Here is a 17,665-nt window from a genome sequence, read left to right on the forward strand (position 1 = left end):
ACCATCGCTCATGTCGGCGCGAACATCGCGCATGGCGGCGACATCATGCTGTCATGTACGTGCGCACTCACATCAACGCATCGGCCAGGCGGGCGATGCCTTCGCGGCTGCGCCGCCAGGTGGGCCGCTTGCGCCAGTCCTCCAGCGACAGCGCGCGCGCATCCGCCAGATAATCGGCCTCCACCGCGCGCAGCCGCTGCACCACCTCGGCGCAGTAGCACAGCACGCCGATCTCGGCGTTCAGCGCGAACGAGCGGATGTCCAGGTTGATCGAGCCGACCAGGGCGATGCCCTCGTCCACGCTCAGGTGCTTGGCATGCAAGAAGCACGGCCGGTACAGCGCGATCTTGACCCCGCTGCGCAGCAGTTCGTCGTAGTAGGCCTCCTGCGCCCAGGCGGTGAGCCGCTGGTTGCTGCTCTCCGACAGGATCAGCTGCACGTCCACGCCGGACAGCGCGGCGATGCGCAGCGCGCTGAGCGTGGCCTCGTCGGGCACGAAGTACGGCGTGACCATCACGATCCGCCGCCGCGCCAGGTGGATCAGCGCGTTGACCGCATCGCGCGCGTTCTCGAACGGATACGCCGGGCCGCTGGGCAGCAGTTGCGTGGCGGTGTCGGCGCCGTGCACCGCGGTGCCTTCGGCCACGCGCAGGCGCTGCCCGGTCTCGATGAACCAGTCGCTGGCGAACACCGCCTCCAGGTGCCCGACCACCGGCCCCTGCAGGCGCACCACCAGTTCGCGGTTGGGATGGCCGCGCACGAATTCGGCCGCGGCCAGGTTCTGCGAACCGGTGTAGCCGACGCGGTTGTCGATGACCGCGATCTTGCGGTGGTTGCGCAGGTCCATGCGCCCGCTGCGGCGCCAGCGCAGGCCGCCCGGCAGCAGCGCCTGCACCTCGACGCCGGCCGCGCGCAGGCGCTTGCGGTAGCGGCGCAGCCCGCGCTTGCCGCCGCGCGCATCGAGCAGCAGGCGGCAGCGCACGCCGCGCGCGGCGGCGCGCAACAGCGCCGCCACGACCGCGTCGCCGACCGCATCGTCGAACATCAGGTAGTACAGCAGGTGCACGCGCTCCACCGCCGCGTCGATGTCGTCGATCAGCGCCTGCAGCGAGTCCGCATAGCGATCGAGCAATTCCACGGTGTTGCCATGGGTGGGCATGAAGTCGCCCTGGCGCTCGATCAGCGGCACCACTTCGGCGATCGCGGTGTCGGCGGGCGGGGTCCAGCGCAGCGCGGTCAACGGCACCTGCTGCTCGCGGATCACCTGCGAGGCCTGCGCCTGGCGCTGGATGCGCTCGCGCGACAGCCACGGGTGGCCCAGCAGCAGGTACAGCGGCAGGCCAAGCACCGGCACGAACCCGACCAGCAGCAGCCAGCTGCGCGCCGCGCCGGGCGTGGTGCGCGCCGGAATCCACAGCAACGCCACCAGCCGGATCAGCCAGTCCAGCGCCAGCAGCCAGGTGCCTTCCAACCAGAACGGCAGCATCGCGACCCTTTCGCACGCCAAGTCGCCCGATTCTGCGGGCTGCGGCGGCAAACGCAACCATTGCGTGCCGTGCCGCGGCTGGCGGCGCGCGCCGGGCGCCTGCCTCGCGCAGCGGCGACGGCCTGCAGCCGGCACAGAATGTGCGGACCCCAGACGCACGAAACCCGCCTTGCGGCGGGTTCCGTGTCGACCTCGAAAGGCGATCCAGCGATCAGTCGATCACTTGATCTTGCCTTCCTTGTACAGCACGTGCTTACGCACGACCGGGTCGTACTTCATCATTTCCATCTTCCCCGGGGTGTTCTTCTTGTTCTTGTCCGTGGTGTAGAAGTGGCCGGTGGCGGCCGAGGAAATCATACGGATCTTGTCACGCTTGCCTGCCATGATTGTTTACTCCTCAGACCTTTTCGCCGCGCGCGCGCAGCTCTTTCAGAACGGCGTCGATCCCGTTCTTGTCGATGGTGCGCAACGCATGCGCGGAAACACGGAGCTTGATCCAGCGGTTCTCGCTGGCGACCCAGAAGCGGCGCTCGTGCAGGTTGGGCAGGAAGCGACGACGGGTTCTGTTGTTGGCGTGGGAGACGTTGTTACCCGTCTGCACACGCTTGCCGGACACTTGGCATACGCGGGACATTACGCACCTCGATAAATAGTTTGAGTCGCCCATAGCCTGGGAGACGGCGGCCCCGGCAGCCTTGCGGCCACCACGCGACGTGGGAAATCAAGCAGTTACGCTGGGAGAGGCCGGCCGGAAATCGCGTGTCCGGCCGCCGGCCCGACAGCAGTCGGGCACAGCGAGCCGCGCATTATGCATGCCTTTCCCTTGTGTCGCAAGCACTTACCGCCGCCGCGCGGGCCTGGCGCAGTTCCGCCCAGGCGCGCCGCGCCACCTGCCAGGCCGAGCGCAGGAACAGCAGCAGCAGCGCCGCGGCGATCAGCAGGTCCGGCCAGCCGGCGCCGAACGCCCACACCGCGATGCTGGCCAGGATCACCGCGCCGCCCTCGTAGACGTCGTTGAGCGAGCACGCCCAGGCCGAGGCCAGGTTGATGTCGCCACGGCGGTACGGCCACAGCAGGCGCAGACACAGCAGGTTCGCCGCCAGGTTCAGCGCCGCGGCCACGCCCATGCTCTCGAACAGCGGCAGCTGCGGGTGCAGCAGCTTCCAGCCGATGCCGGCGGCCACCGCCAGCGCCGCGGCCAGGATCAGCGCGGCCTTGAGCAGCGCCACCCGCGCCTTCGCCGCCAGGCTGGCGCCGACCACGGCCAGGCTCAGCGCATAGGTCAGCGCATCGCCGAGGTTGTCCAGGCTGCCGGACAGCAGCGAGGCCGAGCCGCTGTGCCAGGCGCTGCCCAGCATCATCGCGAAGGTGCCGGCGTTGATCGCCAGCACCCACCACAGCACCCGCCGCTGGCGCGCCTGCATCGCCGCCACATCCAGGGTCTTGCCGCACCCGCAGCAGCTGTCGGCCATCGCTCACCTCGCCAAGGTCGGAGCATCCGCCGGGGCGGACGCCGCTGCGGCATTGTCGCGCCGGTGCAGCCAGCGGTACAGCACCGGCAGCACCAGCAGGGTCAGCAGCGTGGACGAGACGATGCCGCCGATCACCACCGTGGCCAGCGGCCGCTGCACCTCCGCGCCGGCGCCGACGTTGAACGCCATCGGCACGAAGCCCAGCGCCGCCACCAGCGCGGTCATCAGCACAGGCCGCAACCGCGCCAGCGCGCCGTCGCGCAGCGCCTGCGCCAGCGGCAGGCCGTCCTCGCGCAGCTTGCGCACGAAGGCGATCATCACCAGCCCGTTCAACACCGCCACCCCGGACAGCGCGATGAAGCCGACCCCGGCGGAGATCGACAGCGGGATGCCGCGCAGCGCCAGCGCGACCACGCCGCCGGTCAGCGCCAGCGGTACGCCGCTGAACACGATCGCCGCGTCGCGCAGCGAGCCGAACGACCAGTACAGCAGCGCGAAGATCAGCAGCAGCGTGGCCGGCACCACCCAGGCCAGGCGCTGCCCGGCCGAGATCAGCTGCTCGAAGGTGCCGCCGTAGCCGATCCAGTAGCCGCTGGGCAGTTCCACGTCGGCCTGCACGCGGCGCTGCAGTTCGGCGACGAAACCGCCGAGGTCGCGGTCGCGCACGTTGGCGGTGACCACGATGCGGCGCTTGCCGTCCTCGCGGTTGATCTGGTTCGGCCCCAGCACGGTGTCCACCTTGGCCACCTCGCGCAGCGGCACGGTGATCGGCGTGCCGCTGCGCCAGCCGGGCGCGCGACTAGACTCGTCGGCGTCGCCGCGCTCGCCGTCGCCGCGCAGCGGGATCGGCAGGTCGGCCAGTGCCGCCGGATCCTGGCGCAACGCTTCGGGCAGGCGCACCACGATGGCGAAACGGCGGTCGCCCTCGAACAGCTGCCCGGCGTCCTGCCCGCCCACCGCGGCCGCCACCGTGTCCTGCACCACGCCGGGATTGAGTCCATAGCCGGCCAGCGCGATGCGGTCCGGGACCACGGTCAGCATCGGCAGGCCGGTGGCCTGCTCGAGCTTGACATCGGCCGCGCCGGGCACGGTCCTGGCCACCTCCTCGATGCGCCGGCCGACCTCCACCAGCGTGTCCAGGTCGTCGCCGTAGAGCTTGATCGCCACGTCCGCGCGCACGCCGGAAATCAGCTCGTTCATGCGCATCTGGATCGGCTGGGTGAACTCGTAGTTGTTGCCGGGCAACTGCTGCACCGCCGCCTCGATCTCGGCCAGCAACTGCGCCTTGGGCTTGCGCGGATCGGGCCATTGCGCGCGCGGCTTCATGATCAGGAAGGTGTCGGCCACCGACGGCGGCATCGGGTCGGTGGCGACCTCGGCGGTGCCGAGCTTGCCGAACACGTGCGCCACTTCCGGGAACTGCTTGATCCGCCGCTCCAGCGTGGACTGCATGGCGATCGCCTGTTCCAGGCTGGTGCCGGGAATGCGCAGCGCATGCAGGGCGATATCGCCTTCGTCGAGGTTGGGGATGAACTCGGTGCCCAGCCGCGTGGCCAGCACGCCGCACAGCAGCACCAGCGCCAGCGCGCCGGCGCCGATCCAGCGCGCGTGGCGCAGCGCGCCGTCCAGCAGCGGCGCATACGCCTGCCGCGCCCAGCGCATCGCGCGGTTCTCGTGCTCGGCGACCTTGCCGCCCAGGGTCAGCGCGATCGCCGCCGGCACGAACGTCAGCGACAGCAGCATCGCCCCGGTCAGCGCCAGCACCACGGTGATCGCCATCGGGTGGAACATCTTGCCTTCGATGCCGGTCAGCGCGAACACCGGCAGGTACACCGCGGCGATGATGCCCACGCCGAACAGGCTGGGACGGATCACCTCGGCGGTGGCCTGCGCGGTCAGCTCGAAGCGCTCGGCGGCGCTGAGCACGCGGCCCAGGCGCTGCTGCGCCTGGCCGAAACGGCTCAGGCAGTTCTCCACGATGATCACCGCGCCATCGACGATCAGCCCGAAATCCAGCGCGCCCAGGCTCATCAGATTGCCGGACACGCCGCCGCGGACCATGCCGGTGAGGGTGAACAGCATCGCCAGCGGGATCACCGCCGCGGTGATCAGCGCGGCGCGGAAATTGCCCAGCAGCAGGAACAGCACCGCGATCACCAGCAGCGCGCCCTCGACCAGGTTCTTGGCCACGGTGGCGATGGTGCGGTCGACCAGCGCGGTGCGGTCGTACACCGGCACCGCCTGCACCCCCGGCGGCAGGCTGCGGTTGGCCTGTTCGAGCCTGGCCGCCGAGGCCTGCGCCACCGCGCGACTGTTGGCGCCGACCAGCATGAACACCGTGCCCAGCACCACCTCGCTGCCGTCCTGGGTGGCGGCGCCGGTACGCAGCTCCGGCCCTTCGCCGACCTGGGTCACGTCGCGCACCCGGATCGGCACGCCTTCGCGCCGGTCCAGCACGATCGCGCCGATCTCGGCGATGCCGCTGACCTGCCCCGGTACCCGCACCAGGAACTGCTGGCCATTGCGTTCGATGTAGCCGGCGCCGACGTTGCGGTTGTTGGCCTCGACCGCACGCGCCACATCGTCCAGGGTGAAACCGAGCGCGACCAGCCGCGCCGGATCCGGGGTGATGTGGATCTGCCGCGCATAGCCGCCGATGGTGTTGACCTCGGTCACGCCAGGCACGTTGCGCAGCTGCGGCCGCACCACCCAGTCCTGCAGCGTGCGCAGGTCGGTGGCGGTCCAGGCGCTGCCGTCGGGCTTGCGCGCGTTCGGCTTGGCCTCGACCGTGTACATGAAGATCTCGCCCAGGCCGGTGGCGATCGGCCCCAGTTGCGGCTCCAGTTCCGGCGGCAACTGCGCCTTCACCTGCTGCAGGCGCTCGGCCACCTGCTGCCGCGCGAAGTACAGGTCGGTGCCGTCGGCGAACACCACGGTGACCTGCGACAGCCCGTAGCGCGACAGCGAGCGGGTGGATTCCAGCCCCGGCAGGCCGGCCAGCACCGTCTCCAGCGGGAAGGTGACGCGCTGCTCGGCCTCCAGCGGCGAATAGCCGGGTGCGGCAGTGTTGACCTGCACCTGCACGTTGGTGATGTCGGGCGTGGCGTCGATCGGCAGGCGCGAGAAACTCCATGCGCCGATCGCGATCAGCACCCCGGTCAGCGCCAGCATCAGCCAGCGCTGCGCGATGGCGAAGCGGATCAGGTTAGCGAGCATGGCGGCGGCCTCCGTGTGCGGGGCAGACGCATGGCGCGCCGCTCTTTTGTAGGAGCAGCTTCAGCCGCGACCGCTCTGCCGGCATCGCGTCTACGGTCGGGTATCTGTCGCGGCTGAAGCCGCTCCTACAGGGGGGCCAGGGCGCGGTGCGCAGGTCAATGATCATGCGACGCCCCCGACTTCTCGATGTCCGCCTTGACCAGGTAGCTCTGCTCCACCACCACCTGGTCGCCTGCCTTCAACCCCGACAGCACCTGCACCTGACGCGCATCGCGCGCGCCGAGTTGCAGCGGCCGCACTTCGTAGGTCTCGCCCACGCGCACGAACACCACGTCCCAGTCGCGGAAGGTCTGCAAGGCGGTCACCGGCACCACCAGCTCGGCCGGTTGCTGCGCCACCGTGACCCGCGCCTTCACCGCCGAGCCCGGCCGCCACAAACCGTCCTCGTTGCGCAGCACCGCGCGCGCCACCGTGCTCTGGCTGGCCGTGGCGGTCCCCGGCAGCACGCGTTCCAGCGTGGTCTGCGCGACCGTGCCGTCGCTGATCCGGGTCACCGTCACCGGCGCGCCGGCGGCGATGTGGCCGGCATCGGCACCGAAGATGTGCAGGTCCACCCACAGCGTGGACAGGTCGGCGATCTCGAACAGCGCCTGGCCCTCGGCGGCGCTGCTGCCGACGCTGGCGTTGCGCGCCAGCACGGTGCCGGCGATCGGCGCGCTGATCGTGTAGGTGGTCAGGCTCAGGTTGCTTTCCACCGTGGCCAGCGCCTGCCCGGCGCGCACGCGGTCGCCGACATTGGCGCGCAGGCTGCGCACCGGGCCGGGGAAGCGCGCGGTGGCCTGCGCCTGGGCGCCTTCGGCCGGGGTCAGCAGGCCTTGCACCTCGTGCTCGTCGGCGATGCTGCCGGGGCCGACCGGGGCCACGCGGATGCCCGCATCGGCGGCGATCTTCGCCGCGATCCCGGTACGCCCTTCGTAGCTGGGATAGGTCCAGCGCAGCGCCTTGCCCTGCACCGTGGCGCGCACCTCGACGTCGAACGAATGCGGCTCGCGCACCACGCTGTCGGCCAGCAGGCTGCCGTCGTCGCGCGCGCGCAGGCGGTGGGTCTCGGCGACGCCACCCAGGCGCTTGAGTTGCACCTCGACGCTGCCGGCGGCCGGCGGCAACGGCTTGCCGTCGCGGTACAGCCAGGCCTGATAGGTCGGCGGCGTGCCGTCCTCGGCGATCGCCAGTTCGACCGCGGCGCCGTCCTGTTCGAGCAGGCGGCCGCCATGCGCGCCCTTGCGTGCTTCCTCGGCATGGGCTTCGCCGCCGTCGCCATGCGCGTCGGCTTTGTCGTGGCTGGCGTCGTCGCCCGCGCCGGCGCAACCGCCGAGCAGCAGTCCAAGCAACAGCGGCGCGATCAGCGCAGCGGATTTGAGTTTCATCGTAGGAAGTCCTGAAAGATGCCTGCGGCGGGCGCCAGGCATCGGGAGAAGGGGGGCGGACGCGATGGCATTCGCCGGCGCCGCATGGCGCGGCGCGCGCGACGGCATGGCAGGCGGCGGATCCTTGCGAGCGGCGCTGGCGATCGCCGTGTCCGCAGAGCGGCTGGCATCTGCCGGCGCTATGCACAGCGCCAGCGCTGCATGTCGCGCGCGGTGCTGGCACAGCGTGCGGCGTCGTGCGACCGTCTCGGAGATGGTCGCGCCGGTCAGCAATCGGTGGCACCAGGCACGCGCGACGCTGCGCACGACCTGCCGCACGGACCACGGCAATGGCGCTCCATTCGTCGGGACGGCGCCGGCAGACGCCAGCGCGCGGCGGATGCGCAACGGCAACGAGCGGCTCATCGCGCCACCTGCGCCGCGGGCGCGAGCACGAATGGCTGCCCGGTCAGGCGCTGGATCTCGATCAGCGCGGTCTGCGCCTCGATCGCGGCGGCGAGCTGCTGCCGCCGCGCATCGCCGTGCTGGGCCTGCAGCTGCGCCCATTCCAGATAGCTGATCGCACCGCCGCGATAGGCGCGCTCGGCGGCGGCCTCGGCGCGCGCCAGTTTCGGCAGCACGTCGTCGTGCATGCGCACCACTTCCAGTTGCGCGGCGCGGTAGCGGCCGTGCGCGTCGGCGAGCGTGGAGTACAGCGCCAGCGCCTGGGTTTCGCGCTCCACGCCGAGCAGGTCGCGCTCGGCCTCGGCGGCGCGGATCTCCGGCTGCGCGCGCGCCGCGCTGCCCAACGGCAGCGAGATCCCGGCCACCAGCGCGGTGGCGTCGCCGTCCTGCAGCCGGCGCACGCCGAACTGCCAGTCCAGGTCCGGCCGCGCCTGGCTGCGCGCCAGCCGTAGCCGCGCCTCGCGCACGCGCGCCTCGCCGGCGAAGCGTGCCAGCTCCGGGGTGGCATCGAGCAGCGCGGCCAGCAGGTCGAAATCCGGCACTGCCGGCAACGCCAGGGGATCGCCGATCACCTGCGCGAAGCCGGGATCGCGTTCGCCCCACAGCACCGCCAGGTGGCGGCGCGCGGCGGCATGCTCCTGCTGCGCGCGGTCGCGGTCCAGTTCCGCACGCGCCTGCAGCGCCTGCGCGGTCAGCAGCACCGATTCGGGCGAGGCGCCGGCCTGCAGCCGCTGCCGCGCCGCGGCCACCGTGCGCTGGCGCTGCGCCAGGTCGGCGGCGGCGATGGCCTGGCGCTGCGCGGCAGCGGCGATCGCCAGGTAGCGGCGCGCGACCTCGGCGAGCAGGTCCAGCCGCGCCAGTTCGCGCTGCGGCGCCAGCGCGTCGATGCGCGCCTGCGCCAGCGTGCGACGCGCGTCGAGCTTGCCGCCGCGTTCGAGCACGCCGGCCAGGCTGACGGTCAGTTCGGCCTGGTCCAGGCCGCGTGCGGGGCCGCTGCCGAAGGCATTCTCCAGTTCGGCGCCCAGCCGCAGCGGCGGACGCAGCGCCTCGCGCTCGGCCTCGGCGACGAGCACGCGGCGCTGGCCGTCAGCCAGGCGCAGGTCGGGATGGGTCCGGGCGACGCGGGCAAAGGCGTCGTCCAGGGTGAGCACAGCATCGGGCGGCACGGCCTGCGCCCACGCGCAGGGCGCGACCGCGAAGGCGGCAACAGCCGCCAGTCGCAACCACATGGGACTTCTCCGGATTCGGGGATCGATGGACGGGCCGGCAGACGCCGGCGGTGCATCAAGCCGCGATCGGAGGCCGCAGCGGGGTGTCCAGCAGGTGCGAGCGGTAGTCCTGGTGTCCCGCGACCGGGCGCGGCTGCGCGGCCAACGGCAGGCCCTGCCAGATCAGCGACGACAGCAGTGCCGGGCTCTGCCCGTGGCAATAGCCGCTGTGCATCAGCGCGTGCAGCAGGCCGGCGCCATCGCGTTCTCCGGCGCCATCGCCATCACCGCGGTGCGGCGCTTCTTCGTCCACGTGCGCCTGGTCGTGCGCCAAGGCATGCACATCGCCCAGCGCGCAGGCCACCGGCGCCACCAACACGCCCAGCGCCAGCGTCGCCAGCGCCATCAGGCGCAGCAAGGGGTGGAGCAGGCGGGCACGGCGGATGGACATGGTGCCAGCCTAGCGATGCGGGTGGGGTTACACAATCGCAGGCGGGAGACGAGGGGGAGGAGCGCGCGGCGGCGGTGGCCTCCTTCGGTGCCGACGATCGCGAGCTTGCGTCGGTCGCGCATTGGCCGGCTGGGGCTGGCCGCTGCACTTCCATGCCATGAGGCGATCGTGCCATTCGCCGGCGCCGCCGCTGCGCTTTCATGCCGCGAGGGCGGCGTCCCCTCATCCGAGGTTGGCCGCTGCGCCCTCATGCTGCGCGAGCGGTCGTACCCTCATCCGGCGCTGCGCGCCACCTTCTCCCGGTGGGAGAAGGGAGGGCGTCGCGCGGTTTCGCCACAGCGGCTATTCGGGCTTGGCCGCGGCGGACTTGCGGGTGGCGGCCTGCTGCTTGCTCTCGGCGATGAACGCGCGCACCTGCTGCTGCAAGACCGGCAGCGGCACCGAGCCCTGTTTCAGCACCGCGTCGTGGAAGGCCTTGATGTCGAAGTCCGCGCCCAGCGCCTGCTCGGCCTCGGCGCGCAGCTTGAGGATGGCGATCTCGCCGAGCTTGTAGCTCAGCGCCTGCCCCGGCCAGGAGATGTAGCGGTCGACCTCGGTGGTGACCTCGTGCTCGCTGAGCGCGGTGTGCTCGCGCAGGTAGGCCAGCGCCTGCTCGCGGGTCCAGCCCTTGTGGTGCACGCCGGTGTCGATCACCAGCCGGCAGGCGCGCCACATTTCGTAGCTGAGCCGGCCGAAGTCCTCGTACGGGGTTTCGTAGATGCCCATCTCCTTGCCCAGCTTTTCGGTGTACAGCGCCCAGCCTTCGCCGTAGGCGGAGATGTAGTTCTCGCGGCGGAACGCCGGCTGCGCGCCCTGCTCTTCGGCCAGCGCGCCCTGCAGCGAGTGGCCCGGCGAGGATTCGTGCAGGGTCAGCGCCGGCAGGTTGTACAGCGGGCGCGACGGCAGGTTGTAGGTGTTGAGCCAATAGGTGCCGACGCCGCCACGGCCGGCGGTCCAGAACGGCGCGATCTCCGGCGGCACCGGCACGATGGTGAAACGCCCGCGCGGCAGCGTGCCGATGAACTTGCCGACTTCGCCATCCACGCGCTTGGCGATCCACGCCGCGCGATCGAGCAGTTCCTGCGGCGTCTTGACGTAGAACTGCGGATCGGTGCGCAGGAACTGCAGGAACGCCGGGAAGGTCTGCTGCCCGGCCGGCGCCTTGAAGCCGACCTGTTGGATGATCGCGTCCATCTCCTTCTGGATCCGCGCCACTTCCTGCAGGCCCAGCTGGTGGATCTGCTCCGGGCGCATCTCCAGCGTGGTGTATTCGCGGATCTGCTGCTGGTAGTAGGCCTTGCCATCGGGCAGCGCTTCGGCGGCCAGCGTGGTGCGCGCCTGCGGCACGTACTCTTCGCGATAGAAGCGCAGCAGCTGGGCGTACGCCGGGATCACCTTGTCGCGGATCGCCGCCTGCGCCTGCGCGCGCAGCGCCTGCTGCTCGGCGGCCGGGATCTGCGCCGGCAGCTGCTTGAACGGCGCGTACAGCGCGGCCGCGGTCGGATCCTTGAGCTCGGCGACGTTGGCGATCGACCCGTCGCGCCCTTCCAGCACCGCGCGCGGCACGCTGAAGCCGCGCTTGAGGCCGGCGCGCATGTTGTCGGTCTGCTGTCCGAAATAGCGCGGCACGTCGTCGAGCCGCGCGATGTAGGCGCGGTAATCGGCCGGGGTGCGCAGCGTGCGGCGCGCCATGAAGCCCAGGTCGGACCAGAAGGAGCTGTCGGAATTGAACGGCATCTCGTAGGCGCGCAGGCGCACCGCGGCGGCGAGGTTCTCGATCTGCGGGCGGTACACCGCCAGGTTGACCTGGTTGTCGGCCGACAGCTGCGCCGGATCGATCGCCTCCAGCTGGAGCAGCACGTCGTCCCACACCTTCAGCCGCGCCGCCTGCGCCGCCGCGCCGACGTCGGGCAGCTGCTGGTTGTCGCCGCTGCTGTCGCTGTCCTCGTCGGCCTGCCCGACCTGCGCCTGCCGCCACTTCCACTCCTTCTCGTAGATGGCCTGGAAGCGGGCATCGGCAGCGGAGGCGGTGGCCGCCGCCGGCGGGACGGCCGGCACTGCGGCCAGCGCCGGCGTGGCGAATGCGAGCGCGAGCAACAGGGAAGCGGCCAGCGGGGTCTTGGCGATCGGCATGGGCGGCGGCAGGCAGTGGGAACGAGATCCCGATGATCGCATCCTGCGTGCGGCGGTGGGTGGGCCGGAAGTCCTGCTTCCACGCAACGCGCGATCCCGGGCATCCATCCGCGCGACGCAGGGCATTTCCCGACACGGCGCATGGACTGCGGCCGATAGGCGTCGCTCACGCATGCAGGCACGCTGCACGCCATGCCTCCGCTCACCCATTTTCCAGGACATGCCGCATTGCGCCGCGGCCGCCACGACGAGGGCGGGCGCACCTATCTGTTGACGGTGGTGACCTTCCAACGCGCAACACTGTTCTCGGACTGGCGTTGCGCGCATGCAGCGGCTGCGTGCCTTTCCGCGCCCGCCAGCTGGCCGCGGGTGCAACTGCTGTGCTGGGTATTGATGCCCGACCATTGGCACGGCCTGATCGAATTGGGTCCGCGCGCGTCGCTGTCCGAAGCGATGCACCACGCCAAGGGCGCGATGCGCACATGCGGTGAATCGCGCACGCGGTCGCGGCGGCAGGGTCTGGTCGCCGGGTTTCCACGACCGTGCACTGCGGCGCGAGGACGACATGCTGACCGCAGCCCGCTACATCGTCGCCAATCCATTGCGCGCTGGCTTGGTTCGGCGTCTGGGCGACTATCCGTATTGGGATGCGGTCTGGCTGCCTGCGCATCGGTGAGCGCGCGCGGCCACAGAATCTGTCGCGGCTGAAGCCGCTCCTACAGGGATGCCCCGCTCTTCTGTAGGAGCGGCTTCAGCCGCGACAGACCGCGAGATTGCACGCAGACACGGAGAGAGGCAGTGCATACCGCGCCAGCCTCAATGCGACGCGCGATCCCGGTGCAGCCGCGGTGCTTGATGTCCAGATAAAGGCTGTAGAACGTGGTGAAGGCGGAGAACAGGTTCTGCAGCACATCGACCGAGTCCTGCTTGGCCGAGAACAGGAAGGCGTCTGGGCGACTACCCGTATTGGGATGCGGTCTGGCTGCCTGCGCATCAGTGAGAACGCGCGCCCACAGAAACTGTCGCGGCTGAAGCCGCTCCTACAGGGATGCCGCGCTCTTCTGTAGGAGCGGCTTCAGCCGCGACAGACCGCAAGGGTCGCACGGAGACACGGAAAGAGACGGCGCATAACGCGCCACCCTCAATGCGACGCGCGATCCCGGTGCCAGCCGCGGTGCTTGATGTCCAGGTACAGGCTGTAGAACGCGGTGAAGGCGGGGAACAGGTTCTGCAGCACGCCGACCGAGTCCTGCTTGGCCGAGAACAGGAAGTAGCTCAGCGTCATCAGGCTGCCGACCACGCTCATGTACCAGAACAGGCGCGGGATCACCGGCTTGCCGGCACGCTTGGAGGCGACGAACTGCACCAGCCAGCGGCCGCCGAACATCAGCGCGCCGACGTAGCCGATCAGTTTCCAGCCGGTGACGTGCAGCCCGGTCCAGTACAGCGCCTGGATCGGTTCGTTGAGGAAATGCGCTTCCATCTCAGCGCTCCTGCACCACGGTGCGGCGGCTGCGCGCGATCAGCCAGGCCACGCCGCGCAGGTCGCGGATGCCGACCAGCGCGCGGTTGAGGTTGTTGTACTTGGACACGCCCGAGGTGCGGTGGCGGTGGTTCACCGGCACGCTCAAGGTCTGCCAGCCGGCGCGCTGCATCAGCGCCGGCAGGTAGCGGTGCATGTGGTCGAAGTACGGCAGGTCCAGGAACGCCTCGCGCTCGAACAGCTTGATGCCGCAGCCGGTATCGGGGGTGTCGTCGCGCAGCATGCGCGCGCGGATCGCGTTGGCCCACTTGGAGGCCCAGCGCTTGCTGCCCGAGTCCTGCCGCGACACGCGCCAGCCGGCGAACAGCTTGACCTGCGCGGCGGCGGCCGCGCGCGCGGCGAGCAGCTTGGGGATGTCGGCCGGGTCGTTCTGGCCATCGCCGTCGAGGGTGGCGATCCACGCGCCGCGCGCGGCCTTGACCCCGTTGCGCACCGCGGTGCTCTGCCCGCTCTGGGTGACGTGGTGCAGCACCCGCAGCTCCGGCACGCTCGCCTTCAGCCCGTCCAGCACGGCCAGGGTGTCGTCGCGCGAATGGTCGTCGACATAGACGATCTCGAAGTCGGTCACGCCGCGCAGCGCGGCGACGATCTCGGCCACCAGTGGCGGCACGTTGTCGCGCTCGTTGAACACCGGGACGACGACGGAAAGGGAAGGCTGGCTCATGGCTCGATTGGGCTCGGCAACGCAATGGGGGAACGCGGGGAACGGCGGCAACGCCGCAAAAAGACCGCGCATTGTGCCCCGAGCCGGTGACCCGGGGCTGAAGCGTCAGGCCGCGGCACCGAAATACTCGCGGCACCACTGCACCACCTGCGGCAGCCCGACCTCGATCGGGGTGCTCGGATCGAAGCCGAACGCGGCGTGGGCGCGCGCAGTATCGGCCATCGTCTCGACCATGTCGCCGGGCTGCATCGGCTTGTACACCTTCTCGGCGGCGCGGCCGGCGGCGGCCTCGATCACGCCGATGAAGCGCTCCAGTTCGACCGGGGTGTGGTTGCCCAGGTTGAACACGCGGTGCGGCACCGCGTCCGTGGACGGGTGGTCGAGCGCGCCGAGCACGCCGGCGACGATGTCGGCGACGAAGGTGAAGTCGCGGCGCATGCGCCCGTGGTTGAACACCTCGATCGGGCGCCCGGCCAGCACTGCGCGGCTGAACAGCAGCGGCGCCATGTCCGGCCGGCCCCACGGCCCGTACACGGTGAAGAAGCGCAGGCCGGTGGCGCGCAGGCCGTACAGTTGCGCATAGGTGTAGGCCATCAGCTCGTTGGCGGCCTTGGTCGCGGCGTACAGCGAGCGCGGCTGGTCGATGCGCTGGTCTTCGGAAAACGGCGGCGTCGCCGAATCGCCGTACACCGAACTGCTCGACGCGTAGGCCAGGTGCTGCACGCCGCGGTGCCGGCACAGTTCCAGCACGTTGACGAAGCCGACCAGGTTGCTGTCGACGTAGGCGTACGGGTTCTGCAGCGAATAGCGCACCCCCGCCTGCGCGGCCAGGTGCACCACGCGCGCGGGACGGATTTCGTCGAACAGCGCGGTCAGGCCGTCGCGGTCGGTGAGGTCGAGCCGGCGGATATCGGCCTGCGGACACAGCGCGGCGACGCGGTCGCGCTTGAGCTGCGGGTCGTAGTAGTCGTTGTAGTTGTCCAGCCCCACCACCGTCTCGCCGCGCGCGGCCAGCGCACGGCAGGTGTAGGCGCCGACGAAGCCGGCCGCGCCGGTGACCAGGACCGTCATCGCTGCCACCAGCGCCGCTTGCGCACCACGTTGCGACGCTGCGGATCGATGATGTCGCTGATCTCGTGCGCGGCGAACCTGTCCAGCAGCGCATCGCTGCCCTCGCGCAGCTTCAGCGCCATCTCCTCGGGATACAGCGGCACCACCGCCAGGAAGTGGATGGTCTTGTCGGCGTCCACGGCCAGTTCCTCGAAGCCGTCAGGCACAGTGACGGACGGCAGCACGATCGCGCCGTCGAGCGCGGTGTTCGCCGCATACGGCTGGGCCGGATCGCCATTGGGCACGGTATGCCCCCAGCCCAGCCAGGTGGCGTGCTTGTGCGGCAGCCGCGCAAGGCCCTTGAGCAGGCGGATCGGCCAGTACCAGCGTTCGTCGTCAAACGCGTCCTGCTGCAGCCGCCAGTCGCCCGGCAGGGTCATCACCAGTTCCAGGTACCGCGGCGCCGCCACGCCCTCGGGCAGGGTCATCGGCAGATCGCTCATGCCCGAGGTGACCAGGCGCGCGAACGGGAAGTCCGCGCTCGGGGCGACCAGGTGCACGTCGATGTGCACGGTATCGGACACGATCTCGTGGAAGACCGTCGCCACCGGACCCAGGTGCGCCTCGATGTGCTCGCTGATCTGTTCCAGGCACATCTCGCCCTGCGCCGGCTGCCAGGCGCTGGCCTCGCCGTGGCGCAGGATCGGGTTGCCGCTGAGGCTGACGATGTCGGCGGAGGACTCGGAACTCATGCGTCGCTCACTCGGGCGCCAGGCTGAGCGCAGCGGCGCTCAGCCGACCTTGCCGCGCAGCCGCTCCAGCACGCCGTCGAGCGTGTCCAGGTCGGTGTAGTGGATCACCAGCTTGCCCTTGCCGCCGCGGCCGTGGGCGATGGCGACCTTGGTGCCCAGCGATTCGGACAGCTCGGTCTCCAGCGAGGCGATGTCGGCCTGCGGGGCGACGCGGCCGGGCTTGGCCTTGCGGTTGTTGGGCACCTTGCCGGCCGCGAACTGCTGCGCGCGGTGCTCGACCTCGCGCACCGACCAGCCCTGGTCGGCGGCATCGGAGGCCAGGCGGCTGGCCAGGTCCGGCGACAGCGTCAGCAGCGCGCGCGCATGGCCCATTTCCAGGCGCCCGGCCTCGAGCAGCGCGCGGATCGCCGGCGGCAGCTCCAGCAGGCGCAGCAGGTTGGACACCGAGGCACGCGAGCGGCCCACCGCTTCGGCGGCCTCGGCGTGGGTCAGCGCGAACTCGTCGATCAGCCGCTGCAGCGCCTGCGCTTCCTCCAGCGGGTTGAGGTCCTCGCGCTGGATGTTCTCGATCAGCGCCATGGCGATGACGGTGCGGTCGTCGAGCTCGCGCACCACCACCGGCACTTCGCTCAGCCCGGCCAGCTGCGAGGCGCGCCAGCGGCGTTCGCCGGCGACGATCTCGAACTTGCCCGGCGCCAGTTCGCGCGCGACGATCGGCTGGATCACGCCCTGCGCCTTGATCGACTCGGCCAGCTCCTGCAGCTTGCCCTCGTCCATTTCCTGGCGCGGCTGGTACTTGCCCGGCTGCAGCTGCCCGACCGGCAACTGGCGCAGGCTCTCGCCGGGCTGCGCTGCGTCGTTGGGCGCCGGCGCGGCCGCGCCGCCCTTCGGTCCCAGCAGCGCTTCCAGGCCACGGCCCAGGCCGCGCTTCTTCGCTCCGAGGGCGGGGGGCTTGGCGGTCATCAGTAGGTCTCCATGGCCGGGGCGGGCCTGTTGCGTTCGTTGCGACGGCGCACGATCTCGCCGGCCAGGCCCAGGTAGGCCACGCCGCCGCGCGAAGCGCGGTCGTAGCCGACGATGCTCTGGCCATGGCTGGGCGCCTCGGCCAGGCGCACGTTGCGCGGCACGATGGTGCGGAACACCTTGTCGCCGAAATGGTTGGTCAGCTCCGCCGACACCGCGTTGGCCAGGTTGTTGCGCACGTCGAACATGGTGCGCAGCACGCCTTCGATCTCCAGCGTCGGATTGAGGTTGGCGCGCAGCGCTTCGATGGTCTCCAGCAGCGCGGTCAGCCCTTCCAGCGCGTAGTACTCGCACTGCATCGGCACGATGATCGAGTCGGCGGCGGTCAGCGCGTTCAGGGTCAGCAGCGACAGCGCCGGCGGGCAGTCGATCAGGATGAAGTCGTATTCCTCGCGCAGCGGCGCCAGTGCAGTCTTCAGCCGCTGCTCGCGCGCCGGCTGGTCCATCAGCTGGATCTCGGCGGCGGTCAGGTCGATGTTGCCGGGCAGCAGGTCGAAGCCTTCCGGCGCGGTCACCCGGATCTGCGCGGCGCTGCTTTCGCCCAGCAGCACGTCGCAGGTGGACGCGGCCAGCTCGCGCTTGTCGATGCCGCTGCCCATCGTCGCGTTGCCCTGCGAATCCAGGTCCACCAGCAGCACGCGCTGCGGCTGGCGCGCGAGCGCCGCCGCCAGGTTGACCGCCGTGGTGGTCTTGCCGACGCCGCCTTTCTGGTTGGCGATGGCGATGATGCGGGCCATGCGGGAGCCTCGTCGGCGAT

The 17,665-nt window shown here is 70.7% G+C and carries 15 protein-coding genes and 1 pseudogene; 1 reads left to right on the top strand and 15 read right to left on the bottom strand.

Annotated elements, in window-relative coordinates; genetic code table 11:
• Positions 1-67: 67 nt before the first annotated feature.
• The 9 genes from cls to AB8810_RS23225 all read right to left on the bottom strand — a co-directional run bounded on the left by cls (position 68) and on the right by AB8810_RS23225 (position 11,876).
• The gene (cls, locus tag AB8810_RS23185) at positions 68-1,486 is read right to left on the bottom strand and encodes a cardiolipin synthase (RefSeq protein ID WP_179569969.1); all 1,419 of its coding nucleotides are present in this window, start codon (positions 1,484-1,486) and stop codon (positions 68-70) included.
• Positions 1,487-1,705: 219 nt separating this feature from the next.
• On the bottom strand, positions 1,706-1,873 hold the full coding sequence (rpmG, locus tag AB8810_RS23190; RefSeq protein ID WP_170867542.1) for a 50S ribosomal protein L33: 168 nt from the start codon (positions 1,871-1,873) through the stop codon (positions 1,706-1,708).
• Between the two features lie 10 nt (positions 1,874-1,883).
• Positions 1,884-2,120, bottom strand: coding sequence for a 50S ribosomal protein L28 (gene rpmB / locus AB8810_RS23195; protein WP_003467012.1), 237 nt, complete (start codon positions 2,118-2,120; stop codon positions 1,884-1,886).
• A 172-nt stretch (positions 2,121-2,292) separates the two neighbouring features.
• Positions 2,293-2,958, bottom strand: coding sequence for a cation transporter (locus AB8810_RS23200; RefSeq protein WP_206229566.1), 666 nt, complete (start codon positions 2,956-2,958; stop codon positions 2,293-2,295).
• Between the two features lie 3 nt (positions 2,959-2,961).
• On the bottom strand, positions 2,962-6,174 hold the full coding sequence (locus AB8810_RS23205; RefSeq protein ID WP_369915036.1) for an efflux RND transporter permease subunit: 3,213 nt from the start codon (positions 6,172-6,174) through the stop codon (positions 2,962-2,964).
• A gap of 155 nt (positions 6,175-6,329) precedes the next feature.
• A complete protein-coding gene (locus tag AB8810_RS23210) occupies positions 6,330-7,601 on the bottom strand; it encodes an efflux RND transporter periplasmic adaptor subunit (RefSeq protein WP_369915037.1) in 1,272 nt (423 codons plus the stop codon).
• 401 nt (positions 7,602-8,002) lie between these two features.
• Positions 8,003-9,274, bottom strand: a complete 1,272-nt coding sequence (locus tag AB8810_RS23215; RefSeq protein WP_369915038.1) for a TolC family protein — start codon at positions 9,272-9,274, stop codon at positions 8,003-8,005.
• 55 nt (positions 9,275-9,329) lie between these two features.
• Complete coding sequence (locus AB8810_RS23220; protein ID WP_191826062.1) at positions 9,330-9,704, bottom strand: hypothetical protein; 375 nt, start codon at positions 9,702-9,704, stop codon at positions 9,330-9,332.
• 342 nt (positions 9,705-10,046) lie between these two features.
• A complete protein-coding gene (locus AB8810_RS23225; protein WP_369915039.1) occupies positions 10,047-11,876 on the bottom strand; it encodes a DUF885 family protein in 1,830 nt (609 codons plus the stop codon).
• A gap of 228 nt (positions 11,877-12,104) precedes the next feature.
• Between AB8810_RS23225 and AB8810_RS23230 the strand changes: the two are divergent.
• Positions 12,105-12,552: pseudogene (locus AB8810_RS23230) on the top strand (transposase).
• Between the two features lie 465 nt (positions 12,553-13,017).
• Here AB8810_RS23230 and AB8810_RS23235 read toward each other — a convergent pair.
• From AB8810_RS23235 to AB8810_RS23260, 6 genes are all read right to left on the bottom strand, one after another.
• A complete protein-coding gene (locus AB8810_RS23235; protein WP_064542378.1) occupies positions 13,018-13,359 on the bottom strand; it encodes a lipid-A-disaccharide synthase N-terminal domain-containing protein in 342 nt (113 codons plus the stop codon).
• A 1-nt stretch (position 13,360) separates the two neighbouring features.
• The gene (locus AB8810_RS23240; protein WP_206259765.1) at positions 13,361-14,083 is read right to left on the bottom strand and encodes a glycosyltransferase family 2 protein; all 723 of its coding nucleotides are present in this window, start codon (positions 14,081-14,083) and stop codon (positions 13,361-13,363) included.
• Between the two features lie 105 nt (positions 14,084-14,188).
• The gene (locus AB8810_RS23245; RefSeq protein ID WP_179569997.1) at positions 14,189-15,154 is read right to left on the bottom strand and encodes an NAD-dependent epimerase/dehydratase family protein; all 966 of its coding nucleotides are present in this window, start codon (positions 15,152-15,154) and stop codon (positions 14,189-14,191) included.
• Positions 15,151-15,885, bottom strand: a complete 735-nt coding sequence (locus AB8810_RS23250; protein ID WP_369915040.1) for a suppressor of fused domain protein — start codon at positions 15,883-15,885, stop codon at positions 15,151-15,153. The genes AB8810_RS23245 and AB8810_RS23250 overlap by 4 nt, the downstream gene beginning before the upstream one ends.
• Before the next feature lie 39 nt (positions 15,886-15,924).
• Positions 15,925-16,848, bottom strand: a complete 924-nt coding sequence (locus AB8810_RS23255) for a ParB/RepB/Spo0J family partition protein (RefSeq protein ID WP_369915041.1) — start codon at positions 16,846-16,848, stop codon at positions 15,925-15,927.
• The gene (locus AB8810_RS23260; protein ID WP_369915042.1) at positions 16,848-17,645 is read right to left on the bottom strand and encodes a ParA family protein; all 798 of its coding nucleotides are present in this window, start codon (positions 17,643-17,645) and stop codon (positions 16,848-16,850) included. The genes AB8810_RS23255 and AB8810_RS23260 overlap by 1 nt, the downstream gene beginning before the upstream one ends.
• Positions 17,646-17,665: the final 20 nt, after the last annotated feature.

Origin of the sequence: Xanthomonas sp. NCPPB 3005 (assembly GCF_041228095.2) — a bacterium.
Classification (GTDB): Bacteria; Pseudomonadota; Gammaproteobacteria; order Xanthomonadales; family Xanthomonadaceae; genus Xanthomonas_A; species Xanthomonas_A bonasiae.